13 protein-coding genes are annotated in these 15,811 nt (G+C 63.1%); 9 read left to right on the top strand and 4 right to left on the bottom strand.

Annotated elements, in window-relative coordinates:
* Positions 1–102: 102 nt before the first annotated feature.
* The 3 genes from NPS56_RS09585 to trxA all read left to right on the top strand — a co-directional run bounded on the left by NPS56_RS09585 (position 103) and on the right by trxA (position 2,225).
* The gene (locus NPS56_RS09585) at positions 103–567 is read left to right on the top strand and encodes a YbaY family lipoprotein (protein WP_274074411.1); all 465 of its coding nucleotides are present in this window, start codon (positions 103–105) and stop codon (positions 565–567) included.
* Positions 564–1,220, top strand: coding sequence for a class I SAM-dependent methyltransferase (locus NPS56_RS09580; RefSeq protein ID WP_274074410.1), 657 nt, complete (start codon positions 564–566; stop codon positions 1,218–1,220). The genes NPS56_RS09585 and NPS56_RS09580 overlap by 4 nt, the downstream gene beginning before the upstream one ends.
* A gap of 132 nt (positions 1,221–1,352) precedes the next feature.
* Entirely contained in the window at positions 1,353–2,225 is an 873-nt protein-coding gene (gene trxA, locus NPS56_RS09575; RefSeq protein ID WP_008065763.1) for a thioredoxin, read from the top strand.
* A gap of 95 nt (positions 2,226–2,320) precedes the next feature.
* Here the strand turns inward: trxA and NPS56_RS09570 are convergent, their stop codons facing one another.
* A complete protein-coding gene (locus NPS56_RS09570) occupies positions 2,321–2,665 on the bottom strand; it encodes a hypothetical protein (RefSeq protein WP_274074409.1) in 345 nt (114 codons plus the stop codon).
* A gap of 135 nt (positions 2,666–2,800) precedes the next feature.
* Here NPS56_RS09570 and NPS56_RS09565 point away from each other — a divergent pair, with 135 nt between their 5' ends.
* From NPS56_RS09565 to NPS56_RS09545, 5 genes are all read left to right on the top strand, one after another.
* Positions 2,801–3,361: a DUF2796 domain-containing protein gene (locus tag NPS56_RS09565; protein ID WP_274074408.1), complete on the top strand. Its 561-nt coding sequence runs from the start codon at positions 2,801–2,803 to the stop codon at positions 3,359–3,361.
* 135 nt (positions 3,362–3,496) lie between these two features.
* Complete coding sequence (locus tag NPS56_RS09560; protein WP_274074407.1) at positions 3,497–4,207, top strand: ABC transporter ATP-binding protein; 711 nt, start codon at positions 3,497–3,499, stop codon at positions 4,205–4,207.
* A gap of 1 nt (position 4,208) precedes the next feature.
* Complete coding sequence (locus NPS56_RS09555) at positions 4,209–5,474, top strand: ABC transporter permease (RefSeq protein ID WP_274074406.1); 1,266 nt, start codon at positions 4,209–4,211, stop codon at positions 5,472–5,474.
* 10 nt (positions 5,475–5,484) lie between these two features.
* Entirely contained in the window at positions 5,485–6,003 is a 519-nt protein-coding gene (locus NPS56_RS09550; protein ID WP_274074405.1) for a DUF3299 domain-containing protein, read from the top strand.
* Positions 6,004–6,225: 222 nt separating this feature from the next.
* A complete protein-coding gene (locus tag NPS56_RS09545; RefSeq protein ID WP_274074404.1) occupies positions 6,226–6,924 on the top strand; it encodes an OmpW/AlkL family protein in 699 nt (232 codons plus the stop codon).
* A gap of 90 nt (positions 6,925–7,014) precedes the next feature.
* Here NPS56_RS09545 and NPS56_RS09540 read toward each other — a convergent pair whose 3' ends face one another.
* Positions 7,015–7,944, bottom strand: a complete 930-nt coding sequence (locus NPS56_RS09540; protein ID WP_274074403.1) for an NAD-dependent epimerase/dehydratase family protein — start codon at positions 7,942–7,944, stop codon at positions 7,015–7,017.
* Positions 7,937–8,821, bottom strand: coding sequence for a sugar nucleotide-binding protein (locus NPS56_RS09535; RefSeq protein WP_046815894.1), 885 nt, complete (start codon positions 8,819–8,821; stop codon positions 7,937–7,939). Before NPS56_RS09535 ends, NPS56_RS09540 begins: the two co-directional genes overlap by 8 nt.
* A 223-nt stretch (positions 8,822–9,044) precedes the next feature.
* Here NPS56_RS09535 and NPS56_RS09530 point away from each other — a divergent pair, with 223 nt between their 5' ends.
* Positions 9,045–13,349 carry a DEAD/DEAH box helicase gene (locus NPS56_RS09530; protein ID WP_274074402.1) on the top strand — a complete coding sequence of 1,435 codons (4,305 nt, stop codon included), beginning with the start codon at positions 9,045–9,047 and terminating at the stop codon, positions 13,347–13,349.
* Between the two features lie 112 nt (positions 13,350–13,461).
* Here NPS56_RS09530 and NPS56_RS09525 read toward each other — a convergent pair whose 3' ends face one another.
* A complete protein-coding gene (locus NPS56_RS09525; protein ID WP_274074401.1) occupies positions 13,462–15,582 on the bottom strand; it encodes a mechanosensitive ion channel family protein in 2,121 nt (706 codons plus the stop codon).
* Positions 15,583–15,811: the final 229 nt, after the last annotated feature.

Here is a 15,811-nt window from a genome sequence, read left to right as displayed (position 1 = left end):
AAAAGGGAGGGCCATGGTAGCGCATCCGGGTGGCAAGACAAGCCATAGGGTTTGCGGTATACAGATTGGCTATATATGGATTACGTGTTGCCGGAGCCGCAAATGTCCCTGAGACCACTCGTTTTGCTCAGTTTTTTCAGCCTGTTGGTCGCCTGCAGCAGCGATGCACCCCAGCCGCAGCCGCCAACGCCAGGCCCTGCACCGGAACAGGCGCAGAAGAAAGCCCGGGAATCGGCGAACCTCGGCCCGCTGCCGGCCTATCAGCGCGAACTGAGCGGTACGCTGCAAGGTGTGCCGACAGGTGCTGAAGTGGAACTGGCGCTGCTGGTGATCGACGACAAAGACCGTCCACAGCAATTGCTCGCCAGTTCGAGCCTGATCGGCAACAACCAGGTGCTGCCGTTTCACCTGCGCTTCAACCCGGATTCGTTCCCGGCCGGTGCCCGTGTAGAACTGCGTGGCCGCGCCAGCCAGTCCGGCCAGTTGATCCTGCATCTGCCGTCACAGCGGATTAGCCAGCCGACCACCCAGGCCCTGGGCCAGCTGCAATTCGTCAAAGCCCCATGAGTGCACCGCACGACCTGCAACAGGCCTTGGGGGAACTGCTGGGTGATGCGCGACTGGTTGCCTGTGAATTACCGGGGACCGACCTGAAGTTGTGGCTGATCGATGGCGACAACATGGATCGCGCGTTCAGCCCGGAAGAAACCCGGCGGATTCTGCACGAACCGCCGTACTGGAGCTTCTGCTGGGCCAGTGGCCTGGCGGTGGCGCGTTACCTCGCCGACTTCCCTGAGTGGGTCAAGGGCAAGCGCGTGCTGGATTTCGGCGCAGGCTCCGGCGTGGCCGGGATCGCCGCGGTGAAGGCCGGGGCGCTGGAAGTAGTGGCTTGCGACCTGGATCCGCTGGCGATTGCCGCCTGTCGGGCGAATGCCGAGCTCAATGACGTACAGCTCGTTTACTCGACGGATTTTTTCGCCGAGGCTGATCGTTTCGATCTGATTCTGGTCGCGGATGTGCTGTACGACCGGGCGAACCTGCCACTGCTCGATGAGTTCCTGAGTCGTGGCAAGGAGGCTCTGGTGGCGGATTCGCGCGTGCGGGACTTTCGTCATCCGTTGTATCAACGCATTGAAATGCTTGAAGCGATGACCTTGCCGGACCTGGCCGAGCCGGAAGAGTTTCGGCATGTGAGCCTTTACCACGCGCGGCGCGGCTGAAGCCGCTAAAAGATCGCAGCCTTCGGCAGCTCCTACGCGGGGATGCGGTTTAACCTGTAGGAGCTGCCGAAGGCTGCGATCTTTTGCGCCACGCCTTATAGTTCACCTATTCACGCTTTTACGAGATTGCCCATGAGTCAGCAAACGCCGTACATCTTCGACGCCACGACTGCCGATTTCGACCAGTCGGTGATCGAGAACTCCTTCCACAAACCGGTGCTGGTGGATTTCTGGGCCGAATGGTGTGCGCCCTGCAAGGTGCTGATGCCGATGCTGCAGACCATCGCCGAGAGCTATCAGGGCGAACTGCTGCTGGCCAAGGTCAACTGTGACCTCGAACAGGACATCGTCGCCCGTTTCGGTATTCGCAGCCTGCCGACCGTGGTGCTGTTCAAGGATGGCCAGCCGGTCGATGGTTTTGCCGGTGCCCAGCCGGAGTCGGCCGTGCGCGCGCTGCTCGAGCCCCATGTGCAAATGCCGCCACCGGCCGCCGCCGATCCGTTCGAACAGGCCCAGGCCTTGTTCGACGACAGCCGTTTCGCCGATGCAGAGGCCCTGCTCAAAGTGCTGCTGGGCGAAGACAACACCAACGCCAAGGCGCTGATTCTCTACGCCCGCTGCCTCACCGAGCGCGGTGAGCTGGGCGAAGCGCAAGCCGTGCTCGACGCGGTCAAGAGCGATGAGCACAAGGCCGCCCTGGCCGGCGCCAAGGCGCAGATCAAGTTCCTCGGCCAGGCCAAGGACTTGCCGGATGCCGCCGACTTGAAGGCTCGCCTGGCGAAAAACCCGCAGGACGATGAAGCGGTCTATCAGCTGGCCGTTCAACAACTGGCCCGCCAGCAATACGACGCGGCGCTGGATGGACTGCTCAAGCTGTTCATTCGCAATCGCAGCTACAGCGAGGGTCTGCCGCACAAGACCTTGCTGCAGGTGTTCGAACTGCTGGGTAACGATCATCCGCTGGTAACGACGTACCGTCGCAAGTTGTTTGCTGCGCTTTATTAAGATCAAAAGATCGCAGCCTCGCTTCGCTCGACAGTTCCTACAGGGGATATGCGTTGCCCTTGTAGGAGCTGCCGCAGGCTGCGATCTTTTGCGGTTTATTCGATCCAGTGGAAAATCGGCGTATCCGCGCCACTTTGCACCTTCACGTCCGGGCTATGCCGCAAGCGCACCAACAGGCGCTTGCCCGCCGCCGCACTGCCGGTCAGCCCTTCCAGTTGATCGAGTAATTGCGGCCCGCTCAATTGCCCGGCCTTGCGCAGCAGATCTTTGGCGACCTGCCACAGCGCATCGTCCTGATTCAGCGGTTTCGCCACTGGCGCAGCACTGACCTCGGTTTTTTCCACTTTCAACTGCGCACCCAGCCTTGCCCAGTCGGCGTCATCCATCTCCAGCGTCAAATCCACCGGCCAGTCGCCGATGCTTCCGCGAATTCGCAACATGAGTCAGCTCCCGAACATTTCTTCGCACCCATGCTCCCACGGGGCTTGTGCAACGCCAAGCAGGCAGTCACACTCTGCGCGTCATGTTATAAGATTACATAACATCTCTTTCATCTTGTCTTTCGGAGACTCGCCATGCGTCACCTGCTTCTCGCTCTGCCGTTTGCCTTGTTGCCGCTGGCTGGCGTTCACGCCGCTGACGAACATGATCACGACCATGAGCACGGCAGCCTTGGCGCCCATGAGCACGGTGTCGGGCGCCTGAACGCGGCACTGGATGGCCTGACCCTGGAGCTGGAGCTGGACAGTCCGGCGATGAACCTGGTGGGCTTTGAGCACGTCGCCGCAACCGATGCCGACAAAGCCAAGGTCGCTGCGACCCGCGCTCGCCTTGAGCAACCGCTGGCGCTGTTCAGCCTGCCGAAAGCCGCCGGTTGCGTGGTGGAAAACCAGGAGCTGGAAAGCCCGTTGTTTGGCGACACGCCAGAGGCCGACGATGAACACCACCATGACCACAGTGAAATCCACGCCCGCTACCAATTCACCTGCGCCACGCCGGGCGCGCTGAAGACCCTGGATCTGGCGAATATCTTCAACAGCTTCCCGGCGACCCGGAAAATTCAGGTACAACTGATCGGCCCGAGCGGGCAGCAAGGGGTTGAAGTGACGGCCAAGGCTGCCTCCCTCAAGTTCTGATCCACCGCACAACCAATGTGGGAGCGGGCTTGCTCGCGAAGGCAGTGTGTCATGCAACATAGATGTCGACTGACACTCCCCCTTCGCGAGCAAGCCCGCTCCCACAGGATAATCAACACCCATGAAATCAGCGCCATGACCCAAGCACTCATCGAATTGTCCGACCTGGGCTTCAGCTGGCCCGGTCACCCGCCGCTGCTGGATATCCCGGCGTTTCGCCTTTCGCCTGGGGAAACCCTGTTCCTCAAGGGCCCCAGCGGTAGCGGCAAGACCACCCTGCTGGGCCTGCTCGGCGGCGTGCAGAAGCCCGATCGTGGCAGCATCCGCCTGCTTGGCCAGGAGCTAACGGAACTGTCGGCCGGCGCCCGCGATCACTTTCGTGTCGATCACACTGGCTACATCTTCCAGCAGTTCAATCTGCTGCCGTTTCTGTCGGTGCGCGAGAACGTCGAACTGCCCTGCCACTTCTCGAAACTGCGCGCCGAGCGGGCGAAGCAGCGCCACGGCAGCATCGACCAGGCCGCCGCCACCCTGCTCGCCCATCTGGGTTTGAAGGATGACAACATCCTCGCGCGCCGCGCCGACTCCCTGTCCATCGGCCAGCAACAACGCGTGGCCGCCGCGCGCGCGCTGATCGGTCAGCCGGAACTGGTGATCGCCGACGAGCCGACCTCGGCCCTCGACTACGACGCCCGGGAGAACTTCATTCGCCTGCTGTTCGCCGAATGCCGCGAGGCCGGCTCGAGCCTGTTGTTCGTCAGCCATGACCAGAGCCTGGCGCCGCTGTTCGATCGCAACCTGTCGCTGGCCGAACTCAATCGCGCCGCCACCCCGTCCGAGGTCTGAGATGTATCTGTTCCGTCTAGCCATGGCCAGCCTGGCTAACCGCCGTTTCACCGCGATCCTCACCGCGTTCGCCATCGCCCTGTCGGTGTGCCTGCTGCTGGCCGTGGAACGGGTGCGCACCGAGGCCAAGGCCAGTTTCGCCAGCACCATCAGCGGCACCGACCTGATCGTCGGCGCGCGCTCCGGCTCGGTCAACCTGCTGCTGTACTCGGTATTCCGCATCGGCAACGCCACCAACAACATCCGCTGGGACAGCTTCGAACACTTCGCCAGCAACCCGAAAGTGAAGTGGGCCATTCCGATGTCCCTTGGCGATTCCCATCGCGGCTATCGCGTGATGGGCACCACCGGGGCGTACTTCGAACACTACCAGTACGGCCGCCAGCAACACCTGGAACTGGCCGATGGTCGTGCTTTCGCCAGCGACCCGTTCGAAGTGGTGCTCGGTGCTGAAGTCGCGGACGCGCTGCACTACAAACTCGGCGACAAGCTGGTGCTGGCCCACGGCGTGGCCGTGATCAGCCTGGTCAAGCATGACGACAAGCCATTTACCGTGGTCGGCATTCTCAAGCGCACCGGCACCCCGGTGGACCGCACGCTGCACATCAGCCTCGGTGGCATGGAAGCCATTCACGTCGATTGGCACAACGGCGTGCCGGCCCGGGGCAACGGGCGGGTCAGCGCCGATCAGGCACGCAACATGGACCTGACACCCCAGGCGATCACCGCGTTCATGCTCGGCCTCAACAGCAAGATCTCGACCTTCGCCCTGCAGCGCGAGATCAACGAATTCCGTGGCGAACCGATGCTGGCGATCCTGCCGGGCGTTGCGTTGCAAGAGTTGTGGAGCTTGATGAGCACAGCGGAAAAGGCCCTGTTCGTGGTGTCGCTGTTCGTCGTGCTGACCGGCTTGATCGGCATGCTCACGGCGATTCTCACCAGTCTCAACGAACGTCGGCGGGAGATGGCGATCCTGCGATCGGTGGGCGCGCGGCCCTGGCACGTCGCGACGCTGCTGGTACTGGAGGCGTTTGCCCTGGCGCTGGCCGGTGTGGTGGCCGGCGTGGCATTGCTCTACGTCTGTATCGCAGCAGCCCAGGGTTACGTGCAAGCCAATTACGGCCTGTTTCTGCCGCTGGCGTGGCCGAGCGAATATGAATGGACGCTACTCGGTGGCATCCTGATCGCTGCGTTGCTGATGGGCAGCGTGCCAGCCTGGCGCGCCTATCGCCAATCCCTGGCCGATGGCCTGTCGATCCGTTTATGAGGACGTTGAAATGCCCCGCGCTGTCTTTGCGCTGTTGATGCTGGTCGCCCTGCCGTTGTGGGCGGCCGAGCCGAAAGAGCTGACCTGGTCGGAAATGATCCCGCCGGATGCGGCACCGGAAGTGCCGAACATGACGCCGCTGCACGACCTGTCGAAGCTCAGCGATGCACTGTCCGCCGAATCGGCGCCGGCAGCGAAACAGGACATGCCCAACGCCCCGGTGGTCAAGGCCCTCGACGGTCAGAACATTCGTTTGCCGGGCTACATCGTGCCGCTGGAAGTGAGTGAAGACGGTCGTACCACGGACTTTCTGCTGGTGCCGTATTTCGGCGCCTGCATTCACGTACCGCCACCGCCTTCGAACCAGATCGTGCACGTCAAAAGTGAAGTCGGCGTGAAGCTCGACGAGCTGTATCAGCCTTACTGGATCGAGGGGCCGATGCAGGTCAAGCCGTCCACCAGTGAGCTGGCGGATGCCGGGTACCAGATGGAGGCGGACAAGATCTACCTGTATGAATTGCCGGAGTGAACCCGGTAGTCGTGTGTTGTCTGGTCGATAGTCATCGCCAGCAGGCTGGCTCCCACAAGGATCGGCGACTCCCTGTGGGAGCCAGCCTGCTGGCGATGAGGCCATCATGAACACCACAAAAACCAAACCCATCACGATTTCATTGAGCTGCATCAAAAGACCGAATCGTTAGCCGCCTTACCATTGGACATCGAAGATTTTTAACGTCCTCTGGAGCCCCCCATGAACAAGTCCTTGCTCGGTGCCTCGCTGGTAGCGCTGGCGCTTGCAGCCCCGTTCGCCCACGCCCACGAAGCCGGTGACATCATCCTTCGTGCCGGTGCGATTACCGTCAACCCGGAGGCCGACAGTTCCTCGGTCAAGGTCGATCAGGGTCCGCTGAGCGGCGCCGACCTGGGTGGCAAGGCGACCATGAGCAGCGACACGCAACTGGGTCTGAACGTTGCCTACATGATCACCAATAACTGGGGTATCGAACTGCTCGCGGCCACGCCGTTCGAGCACGACGTCAAGCTCAAGGGCACCGCCCTGGGTGCGGCCAACGGCAAACTCGGTACGCTGAAACACCTGCCACCGACCCTCAGCATCGTGTACTACCCGCTGGATGCCAAATCCGACTTCCAGCCGTACCTCGGCGCCGGTATCAATTACACCTGGATCTACGACGAGCATGTCGGCAGCGAAGCCCAGGCCAACGGCTTCAGCAACTTCAAGGCAGAAAACTCCTGGGGCATGGCGTTCCAGGTCGGTGCCGACTACATGCTGACCGACAACGTGATGATCAACGCCCAGGTGCGTTACATTGACATCGATACCCGCGCGACCGTGGAAAACGACGCCGTGGCACCGGGCACCCGGGCACGGGTGAACGTGGATGTCGATCCGTTCATCTACATGGTCGGTCTGGGTTACAAGTTCTAAGTATTCACGTGGTGGTGGATTGGTCGCTCCCTTGTCCTATGGACGGGAACGATCAGTAACAAAAAAAGGCGCCTCTACAGGCGCCTTTTTCTATTGTCCCAGCAACCGCGCCAGCCCGACGCTCAACGGCGTCGGCTCGGGCGCCCGGAAGCGCTCCAGCAGACGCTGGTTGTTGGCCCGCGAATGACGAATGTCACCTGAGCGCGCCGGGCCGTAGCTCACCGGTGGCAGCTTGCCAACCACGACCTCAAGGGCCGCCAGCATCTGCTTGAGACTGGTCGCCTGGTTCCAGCCGACGTTGACCGCGCCCTCTTCCACCTGGGGTTTCTCGATGGCCTGCACCAGCAGATCGACCAGATCCTCGACGTAGAGAAAGTCCCGCGTCTGCTCGCCGTCGCCAAACACCGTGATCGGCAGGCCTTTCTGTGCGCGCTCGCTGAAAATGCTGATGACCCCGGAGTACGGCGAGGACGGATCCTGGCGCGGGCCGAAGATGTTGAAGAAGCGGAAAACCACCGGCTCCAGCCCATGCTCGCGCCGGTAGAAATCGAAGTATTGCTCGCTCGCCAGCTTGTCCACCGCGTAGGGTGTCAACGGCGCCTTGGGCGTGTCTTCATCGATTGACTCGCCCTCGCCATTGTTGCCATACACCGCGGCGCTGGAGGCGAACAGCACGCGCTTGACGCCCGCCTGGCGCATGGCTTCGCAGACATTCAGCGAGCCGATGAAGTTGCTCTGGTGGGTCTTCACGGGATTGTCTACTGACGCCTGTACCGACGCCACGGCCGCCAGGTGCGCCACGGCGCTGCAACCAGTCATCGCACGGGCGACCAGGGCGGCATCGGCAACGTCGCCGACGATCAGCTCGACCTTGGGATTGTCCAGAGGCAGGTTGCTGCGTTTACCGGTGGATAGGTCATCCAGAATCCGTACCGAATAGCCCTTGGCGAGCAAGGCATCGGTGAGATGGGAGCCGATGAATCCGGCACCCCCGGTAATGAGAACGGGGCGATCAGCCATGACGATAGAACCTGTCCAGAAGGCTCGGAAGGGCCGCACGCCAGGCGCGCGGCTTGATTCCGAAGGTATGCAGAATTTTCTTGCAGGCCAGTACCGCGTGTTGCGGTTCTTCCGCGGCGTCCGGGCGCGCGGCGTGGGCCTGGGCGGTCGGCGCTTCGATGGCCAGCGGGTGCAGGGCGCGGGCTTCGGTCAGAATCGCCTGGCCCAGGGCCAGCGGCGTGGTCGCCTCATGCCCGGCGTAGTGGTAGGTGCCCCACAGCGGCGCGCTGCAGTCGAGTTGCTTGAGTACCGAAATGATCACCCGGGCCGCGTCGTCCACCGGTGTCGGATTGCCCCGGCGGTCGTCGGCCAACAGCAGTTCCTCGGGTTGCTCGGCGCGGCCGAGGAAACGCCCGAGGGTGCCGTCGGGACTGTCATCAAGCAGCCAGCCGAAACGCAACAGCACGTGTTGCGGGCAGGTGGCGCGCACGCTTTGCTCGATCCGCCACAAGGCCTGGCCACGCAGGCCCAGCGGCAGCGGTTCGTCTTTTTCGCTGTAGGCGGTCGCCCGGGAGCCGTCGAACACGCGATAGCTCGACGGTTGCACCAGGACGATGTTGTGATGCTGGCACAGTTCGGCCAGGCGCTCGATCGCCCGCTCCTGCCCGGCCAGGCGCTGTTCACTGACCGTCTCCGCCTGGAACCAGTCGAAGTAGTAGGCGAGGTTGATCAACGCGTCCGGGCGGGTGTCGTCGAGCAGTTGCGTCAGGCTCGCGGCATCCCAGCCGTCCTGTGGTGGGCGGGGGGCGAGGAAACCGATGTCTTCCTCCGCACCGAGGCGAATCAGCGCCTGCCCAAGGGCATTTCCGCCGCCCAGTAACATAAGGCGCATTCGCATAGAGTCAGCAGGCCCAGTCTGATTGGAACGATGGCTGTATCGACACCGCCCGCGGGTGATGTCATCGATAGTTGCCGGAATCGTTGCATTTTGCGGGTTTAGTGCGCAACCGTCATCCGTAAAGTGTAGATGTGCGGGATTTGTGATGCTGCTGGCCCTGAAGGTTGGCGAAGATTTTGAGTGGTACTTGCATCTTCGCGCCCTCACCCGCATAAATCAGAATATGAACCTGCCCATCCCCGCCGACAGTGCCCTGGCCGGCTTCCACCCCGCCGTCAGCGCCTGGTTCAGCAACAAATTCGCGACGGTCACCGCCGCCCAGGCCCGGGCGTGGCCGCTGATCCGCCAGCGCCGCTCGACCCTGATCGCCGCCCCCACCGGTTCCGGCAAGACCCTCACCGCCTTCCTTGCCGTGATCGACGACCTGGTTCACCGTGGCCTGGAAAACCTCCAAGGCCTGCCAAACGAAACCCTGGTGGTCTACGTCTCGCCGCTCAAGGCGCTGTCCAACGACATCCAGATCAACCTGCAAGACCCATTGGCCGGCATCACCGAACAGTTGCGGCGGATGGGCCTGCCCGAGCTGCGGATCAGCACCGCCGTGCGCACCGGCGATACACCGCAAAAAGATCGCTCGGCGATGCGCAAGACCGCGCCGCACATTCTGGTCACCACCCCGGAATCGCTTTACGTGCTGCTCGGTTCCGACTCCGGGCGGCAGATGCTCAGCACCACCGGCACGGTGATCGTTGATGAAATCCACGCCATCGCCGCCAGCAAGCGCGGCAGCCACCTGGCGCTGAGCCTCGAGCGTTTGCAGGCACTGTGCGCCAAACCGCTGGTGCGCATCGGCCTGTCGGCCACGCAAAAACCCATTGAGGCGGTGTCGCGCTTTCTGGTCGGTCGTGATCGACCCTGCGAGATCGTCGATATCGGCCACGCCCGCCCACGTGACCTGGACATCGAAGTGCCGCCCGTGCCGCTATCGGCAGTGATGGCCAACGATGTCTGGGAGCTGGTCTATGACCGACTTGCCGCCCTCGCCCGCGCGCACCGCACCACGCTGGTGTTCGTCAACACCCGACGTCTCGCCGAGCGCCTGAGCCGCCACCTGAGCGAACGCCTGGGCAAGGACGCGGTGGCCGCCCACCACGGCAGCCTGGCCAAGGAGTTTCGCCTGGACGCCGAACAGCGGCTCAAGCGTGGCGAATTGCAAGTGTTGATTGCCACCGCGTCGCTTGAGCTGGGCATCGACATTGGCGATGTCGACCTGGTGTGCCAGATCGCCTCGCCGCGTTCGATTGCCGGCTTTTTGCAAAGGGTTGGTCGCTCCGGGCACCAGGTCGGCGGCACCCCCAAGGGCCGCCTGTTTGCCACCACCCGCGACGACCTGATCGAATGCGTCGCGCTGCTCGACTGCGTGCGCCGGGGCGAGCTCGACACCCTGCTGATCCCCGAAGCGCCGCTGGACGTCCTGGCGCAACAGATCATCGCCGAAGTCAGTTGCCAGGAATGGCCGGAGCAGGCGCTGCTGGAATTGTTCCGCAACGCCTCGCCCTACAGCAGGCTCGACGAAAAACACTATCAGGCGCTACTGCAGATGCTCGCCGAGGGCTTCGACGGGCGCCAGGGCATCCGCAGTGCCTATCTGCATCGCGACGCCGTGAGCCGTACCCTGCGCGGTCGCAGGGGCGCCAAGCTGACAGCGGTGACCAGCGGCGGGACCATCCCCGACAATGCCGACTACAGCGTTCTGCTCGAGCCACAAGGCCTGAACATCGGCAGCGTCAACGAAGACTTCGCGGTGGAGAGCATCGCCGGGGATGTGTTCCAGTTGGGCAATACCTCGTACCGGATCCTGCGGGTCGACACCGGCAAGGTCCGGGTGGAGGATGCCCAGGGTCAGCCGCCGACCATCCCGTTCTGGCTCGGCGAGGCCCCGGGGCGTAGCGCCGAACTGTCGTTTGCCGTGGCGCGCTTGCAGGCCCAGCTCGACTCCCTGCTGGGTGCGACGCCGGGTAACTTGCAGCCCGCCCTCGACTGGCTGACCCAAACCCTGGGCCTGAACCTGGCCAGCGCCGAGCAACTGGCGGAATACCTGGCCCGCGCACGGCAGACACTGGGCGCGTTGCCGTCGCAAGACACCTTGCTGATGGAGCGCTTCTTCGACGAGTCCGGTGGCACCCAGCTGGTTATCCACAGCCCGTTCGGCAGTCGCATCAACCGCGCCTGGGGCCTGGCCTTGCGCAAAAGGTTCTGTCGCACCTTCAACTTCGAGTTGCAAGCCGCCGCCAGCGAGGACGCCATCGTGCTGTCGCTGTCCTCCAGCCACAGCTTTGAGCTGGCTGATGTGTGGCGCTACCTGCACAGCAACACCGCTGAGCACATCCTGATCCAGGCCGTGCTCGATGCCCCGTTGTTTGGCGTGCGCTGGCGCTGGAATGCCGGTGTGGCGCTGGCGCTGCCGCGCTTTCGCGGCGGTCGCAAGGTGCCGCCGCAGATCCAGCGGATGAAAAGCGAAGACCTCACCGCCAGCGTGTTCCCCGACCAGATTGCCTGCGTGGAAAACCTCGTGGGCGAGCGCGACATTCCCGACCATCCGCTGGTGGAGCAGACCCTCGACGATTGCCTGCACGACGCCATGGACAGCAACGGCTGGTTGGCCCTGCTGCGGCGCATGGAACGCGGCGAGGTCCGCCTGATCAGCCGCGACCTGCCCGCGCCCTCGCCCCTGGCCGCGGAAATCCTCAGCGCCAGGCCCTACACCTTTCTCGACGATGCGCCCCTGGAGGAACGCCGCACGCAGGCGGTGCTCAACCGCCGCTGGAGCGAGCCGCAGTCCACTGACGACCTGGGCGCGCTGGACGCCGACGCCATTGACGCCGTGCGGGAAGAGGCCTGGCCCACGCCCGGCAATGTCGATGAGATGCACGAAACCTTGATGAGCCTGGCCTGCATCACCGACGCCGAGGCCAGCGCCAACCCGCATTGGCTGGAATGGTTGAATGCCCTGGCTGACAGCGGCCGAGCCTGCCGCATCAACCATTCACTGTGGCTGGCGCTGGAACGGCTGACGTGCCTGCAGGCGATTTATCCACAAGCGGATCTGTCTCCACCCTTGCAGGCTCTGCCGGGTTTCGATCTGGCCTGGACGCCGGACGACGCCGTCGTAGAAGTGATTCGAGCGCGGCTCAGCGCCTTTGGTCCATTGCCGATGCAGGCGATTGCCGCCCCTCTCGAATTGCCCGCTCTGAAAGTCACCCAGGCATTGGCGCACCTGGAACGCGAAGGCTATGTGCTGCGCGGGCGCTTCACCCCAGGCAATACCGAAGAAGAATGGTGTGAGCGACATTTGCTGGCGCGGATTCATCGCTACACCGTCAAGCGCCTGCGCCGGGAAATCGAGCCCGTGGCCTTGCAGGATTTCATGCGCTTCCTGTTCGACTGGCAGCACCTGTCCAACGCCACCCGTGGCCAGGGCAGCACGGTGCTGCCGGCGATCGTCGCCCAGTTCGAAGGCTACCCCGCCGCCGCGTCGGCCTGGGACAGCGACCTTTTGCCCGCGCGGCTCAAGGACTATTCGCCCACCTGGCTCGATGAGGCGTGCCGTAGCGGCAAACTGGTCTGGAGCCGACTGACTGCGCGCAACCGCAGCACCGGCACCGCCCTGCGCAGTACACCGATCGTGCTGTTGCCGCGTAATCGGGTCGGACTCTGGAGCGACTTGACCGAGCAGACGCCAGTCAGCGAACTGTCGCCCAAGACACAGAAGGTTCACGCCGCCCTCAGCCAGCACGGCGCGCTGTTTTTCGATGAGCTGATTCACGAAGCCCACCTGTTGCGCGCGGAGCTGGAAATCGCCCTGCAGGAGCTGGTGGGTGCGGGGCTGGTGAACGCCGACAGCTTTGCCGGCCTGCGGGCGCTGATCACACCGGCCAGCAAGCGCCAGCAGCGTAGCAGCCGACGCGGACGCGGGGCCTTTGTCGGCGGCATGGACGATGCCGGACGCTGGGCGCTGTTGCGACGCGGGGTGACCGCGCCGGTTGTGGATAACCCGCGACCGACGCCAACGCCCGCCGACACCTTGGAACACATCGCCATGACCTTGTTGCGCCGCTACGGCGTGGTGTTCTGGCGCTTGCTGGAGCGTGAGGCCGATTGGCTGCCGAGCTGGCGGGAATTGCTGCGCACCTTCCATCGGCTGGAAGCGCGGGGTGAGATTCGGGGCGGGCGTTTTGTCAGTGGCCTGGCGGGCGAGCAATTCGCGCTGCCGGAGGCGATTCCATTGCTGCGCGAAGTCCGCCGCCGGCCCCATGACGGCAGCTTGGTCGCGGTGTGCGGGGTCGATCCGCTGAACCTTGCCGGCACCCTGTTGCCCGGTGCGAAAGTGCCGGCGCTGGCGAGTAATCGGCTGGTGTATCGCGATGGTTTACCGGCAGCGGCGGAGATTGCGGGCAAGAAGCATGTGTGGCTGGAGCTGGATCAGCAGGCCATGGTTGAAGTGCAGAGCAAGCTGATCCGGCATTAGGGTTGCCTGCGCCGGCCCCATCGCCAGCAGGCTAGCTCCCACAATGAACCGGTGTTCACAGATCCATTGTGGGAGCCAGCCTGCTGGCGATGGGGCCATCAAAACCGGCAATTTATTGAGGCCGGGGCCGATCCGGCATCAACACCGCCGCATGTTCCGGCTCAGCCGCTCCATCATGCACAGGCTCCGCCGCCGGCCTCTGCACTAAAACCTGCTGTGGATAAGTCTGCGCGAAATGCACCCACGGACTGTTATCCACAAGCTTTTTCAACCGCTGGTTGAACGCCCGGCTCACCGCATATTGCCCGCCCGACACGGTGCGAAATTGTGCCGTCAGCACCACGCCATTGAGGTCCATCCTGTCGACGCCGAACACATCCAGTGGCCCTTGCAGGTTGTACCGCAGGAACGGGTCTTCACTGATCGAATGCCCCGCCTCGCGAATCAGTTCGATGGCCTTGTCGACATCGGTGTCATAGGTGAACTGCACGGAGAAGAACGCATAGGCAAACTGCCGTGATTGGTTGGTCACGGCCTTGATCTGGCCAAAGGGCACCGAGTGCACGAAGCCTTTGCCGTCGCGCAGGCGCAAGGTGCGGATGGTCAAGCCTTCGACCGTGCCGGCATGCCCGGAATCGAGCACCACCCAGTCACCGATCGACAGGGTGTCTTCGATGATGATGAACAACCCGGTAATCACGTCCTGCACCAGTTGCTGGGAGCCAAAACCGATGGCCAGGCCAATGACCCCGGCACCGGCCAGGAAAGGCGCGACATTGATGCCAAGATTGGCCATGGTGGTGATGGCGCAGATCACCACCAGAATGATTTTGATCGCATTGCGCAGCAACGGCAGGATGGTCTTGATACGCGTACTCGGCTGGCGTGCCCCGCGTTTGCTGGCCGGAGGTTTCAGGGCCTCCTGGATCGCCGTGTCGAGCACCACCCAGACCATCCAGGTCACCAGGAAGATCAGGCCGATATGACTCAAGGAGTCACTGATCGCCCGTCCCACGGCATTGCTGACCGCAAAATCGAACAGCGACACGCCCCAGATTCGTCCGAGGATATCGATGAACACGATGGCCATGGCGATGCGCAACAACGCGTGGGAGAGGCTCAGGAAGCGTTCCTTGTAGGCGCCACTGCGGCGCACCTCGGACTCGCTGCGGGTCTTGAACAGGTGGTGCAGCGTCGTGCTGAGAAACACCGTCGCAATCAGCAACACCGTGGTGAACAGCGCGCTGCGCAGCACTTGCTGGTTGTCATCGCCAATGCCGATCAGGTTGATGACAGAGACCAGCACCATCAACAGGATCGGCCAGTACCAGAGCCCGGAAAAAATCCGCAGGGTTTCGCGCAACGCTGGCTGCGCCCGACGCTGGGCCAGCGGCAGGATACGGATCACCTGGGCGACCGGACGGCGCAGGCGGAACACCAGCAAACCAAAGGAAATCGAGGCCGCCAGCCCGGTAAATACAGCGATGCTGCTGGTGAGATTGTTCCCCAGTTGATGGGCGATCTGCGGGCTGGTCAAGGCGTCGCTCAGGGCGACCAGGAAACCAATCGCGAACAGTGGTCGTGGGCTGTCGTGGCGAATGATCTGCACCGCCCGGCGTTTGTGACCGACATTGAACAGCACCACCAGGGACATCACCAACGACGAAGCGAACACGCCACTGCTGGTGGCATAGGCAAAACACAACGCCAGCGCCCTGCCGGCCGACACCGGCAATAACTGGCTGGCATAAATCGTCAACGGCAGGCTGATCACCGCAGGGATGCTGTAGGGCAAGACATAACCCAGCAACGCCTGCCCACGCTCTCGGCTGAGCAGCACACGATGGCGGCACAGGCGTTCGGTCAAGAATTTGCCGAACATCCAGAGCAGGCCGAAGACACCCGCCCACACCGCCGTCAGCAGCAGGAAATCCCCCGCCACGCTCCAGCTCGAACGGGTCGATGGGCGATTGACCAGTTGGTCTACCTCATCGGCCGCACGATCAGCGCGCAAACGCCAGGCGTCGAGCAGGTCCTTGTCGAGGTTGAGCTTGCTCTGGACGTCGTCGATGCTCGAACTGATGGCGCCCAGCAACCCGCCCTGGACCAAGGGTTCCGGGTGTGCCGCCGGTGTGGCGGCGGCCGGCACGCCCGGTATGGCCGCTGCCTGCAGTTCCTCGCTGCCGAAAAACAACAGCGCCCCCAGTAATATCGCTGTCTTGAGCCTGATCAAGGCATCCGCTCCTTTGGATAGGACTGTAAGGAACTGATCGAGAATTGCCGGACTAGTTCGCTGCTGGCCGGCAAATCCCCAGCAATCTTTGCGCTCAAGACAAATATCAAATGTTCATCCCTGTATTTTTACCATCGCCACCAGTCTAGTGCCCGAGGGAAAAGCCGCCAGCGCGATCATGTTCACCGGCCTGGTCGCAGGCCTCTGATCCCCCGTAGGAGCCGGCTTG

The organism is Pseudomonas putida, from assembly GCF_028682635.1.
Taxonomy (GTDB): domain Bacteria; phylum Pseudomonadota; class Gammaproteobacteria; order Pseudomonadales; family Pseudomonadaceae; genus Aquipseudomonas; species Aquipseudomonas putida_AE.
Note: the sequence above shows the minus strand (reverse complement) of the source record. Positions and strands in the feature narration are given on the sequence as shown.

Coding starts and splice junctions, on each gene's coding strand:
- NPS56_RS09550 (WP_274074405.1), top strand. CDS start 5,485: ATGCCCCGCGCTGTCTTTGCGCTGTTGATGCTGGTCGCCCTGCCGTTG.
- trxA (WP_008065763.1), top strand. CDS start 1,353: ATGAGTCAGCAAACGCCGTACATCTTCGACGCCACGACTGCCGATTTC.
- NPS56_RS09560 (WP_274074407.1), top strand. CDS start 3,497: ATGACCCAAGCACTCATCGAATTGTCCGACCTGGGCTTCAGCTGGCCC.
- NPS56_RS09555 (WP_274074406.1), top strand. CDS start 4,209: ATGTATCTGTTCCGTCTAGCCATGGCCAGCCTGGCTAACCGCCGTTTC.
- NPS56_RS09545 (WP_274074404.1), top strand. CDS start 6,226: ATGAACAAGTCCTTGCTCGGTGCCTCGCTGGTAGCGCTGGCGCTTGCA.
- NPS56_RS09570 (WP_274074409.1), bottom strand. CDS start 2,665: ATGTTGCGAATTCGCGGAAGCATCGGCGACTGGCCGGTGGATTTGACG.
- NPS56_RS09540 (WP_274074403.1), bottom strand. CDS start 7,944: ATGGCTGATCGCCCCGTTCTCATTACCGGGGGTGCCGGATTCATCGGC.
- NPS56_RS09535 (WP_046815894.1), bottom strand. CDS start 8,821: ATGCGAATGCGCCTTATGTTACTGGGCGGCGGAAATGCCCTTGGGCAG.
- NPS56_RS09530 (WP_274074402.1), top strand. CDS start 9,045: ATGAACCTGCCCATCCCCGCCGACAGTGCCCTGGCCGGCTTCCACCCC.
- NPS56_RS09585 (WP_274074411.1), top strand. CDS start 103: ATGTCCCTGAGACCACTCGTTTTGCTCAGTTTTTTCAGCCTGTTGGTC.
- NPS56_RS09580 (WP_274074410.1), top strand. CDS start 564: ATGAGTGCACCGCACGACCTGCAACAGGCCTTGGGGGAACTGCTGGGT.
- NPS56_RS09565 (WP_274074408.1), top strand. CDS start 2,801: ATGCGTCACCTGCTTCTCGCTCTGCCGTTTGCCTTGTTGCCGCTGGCT.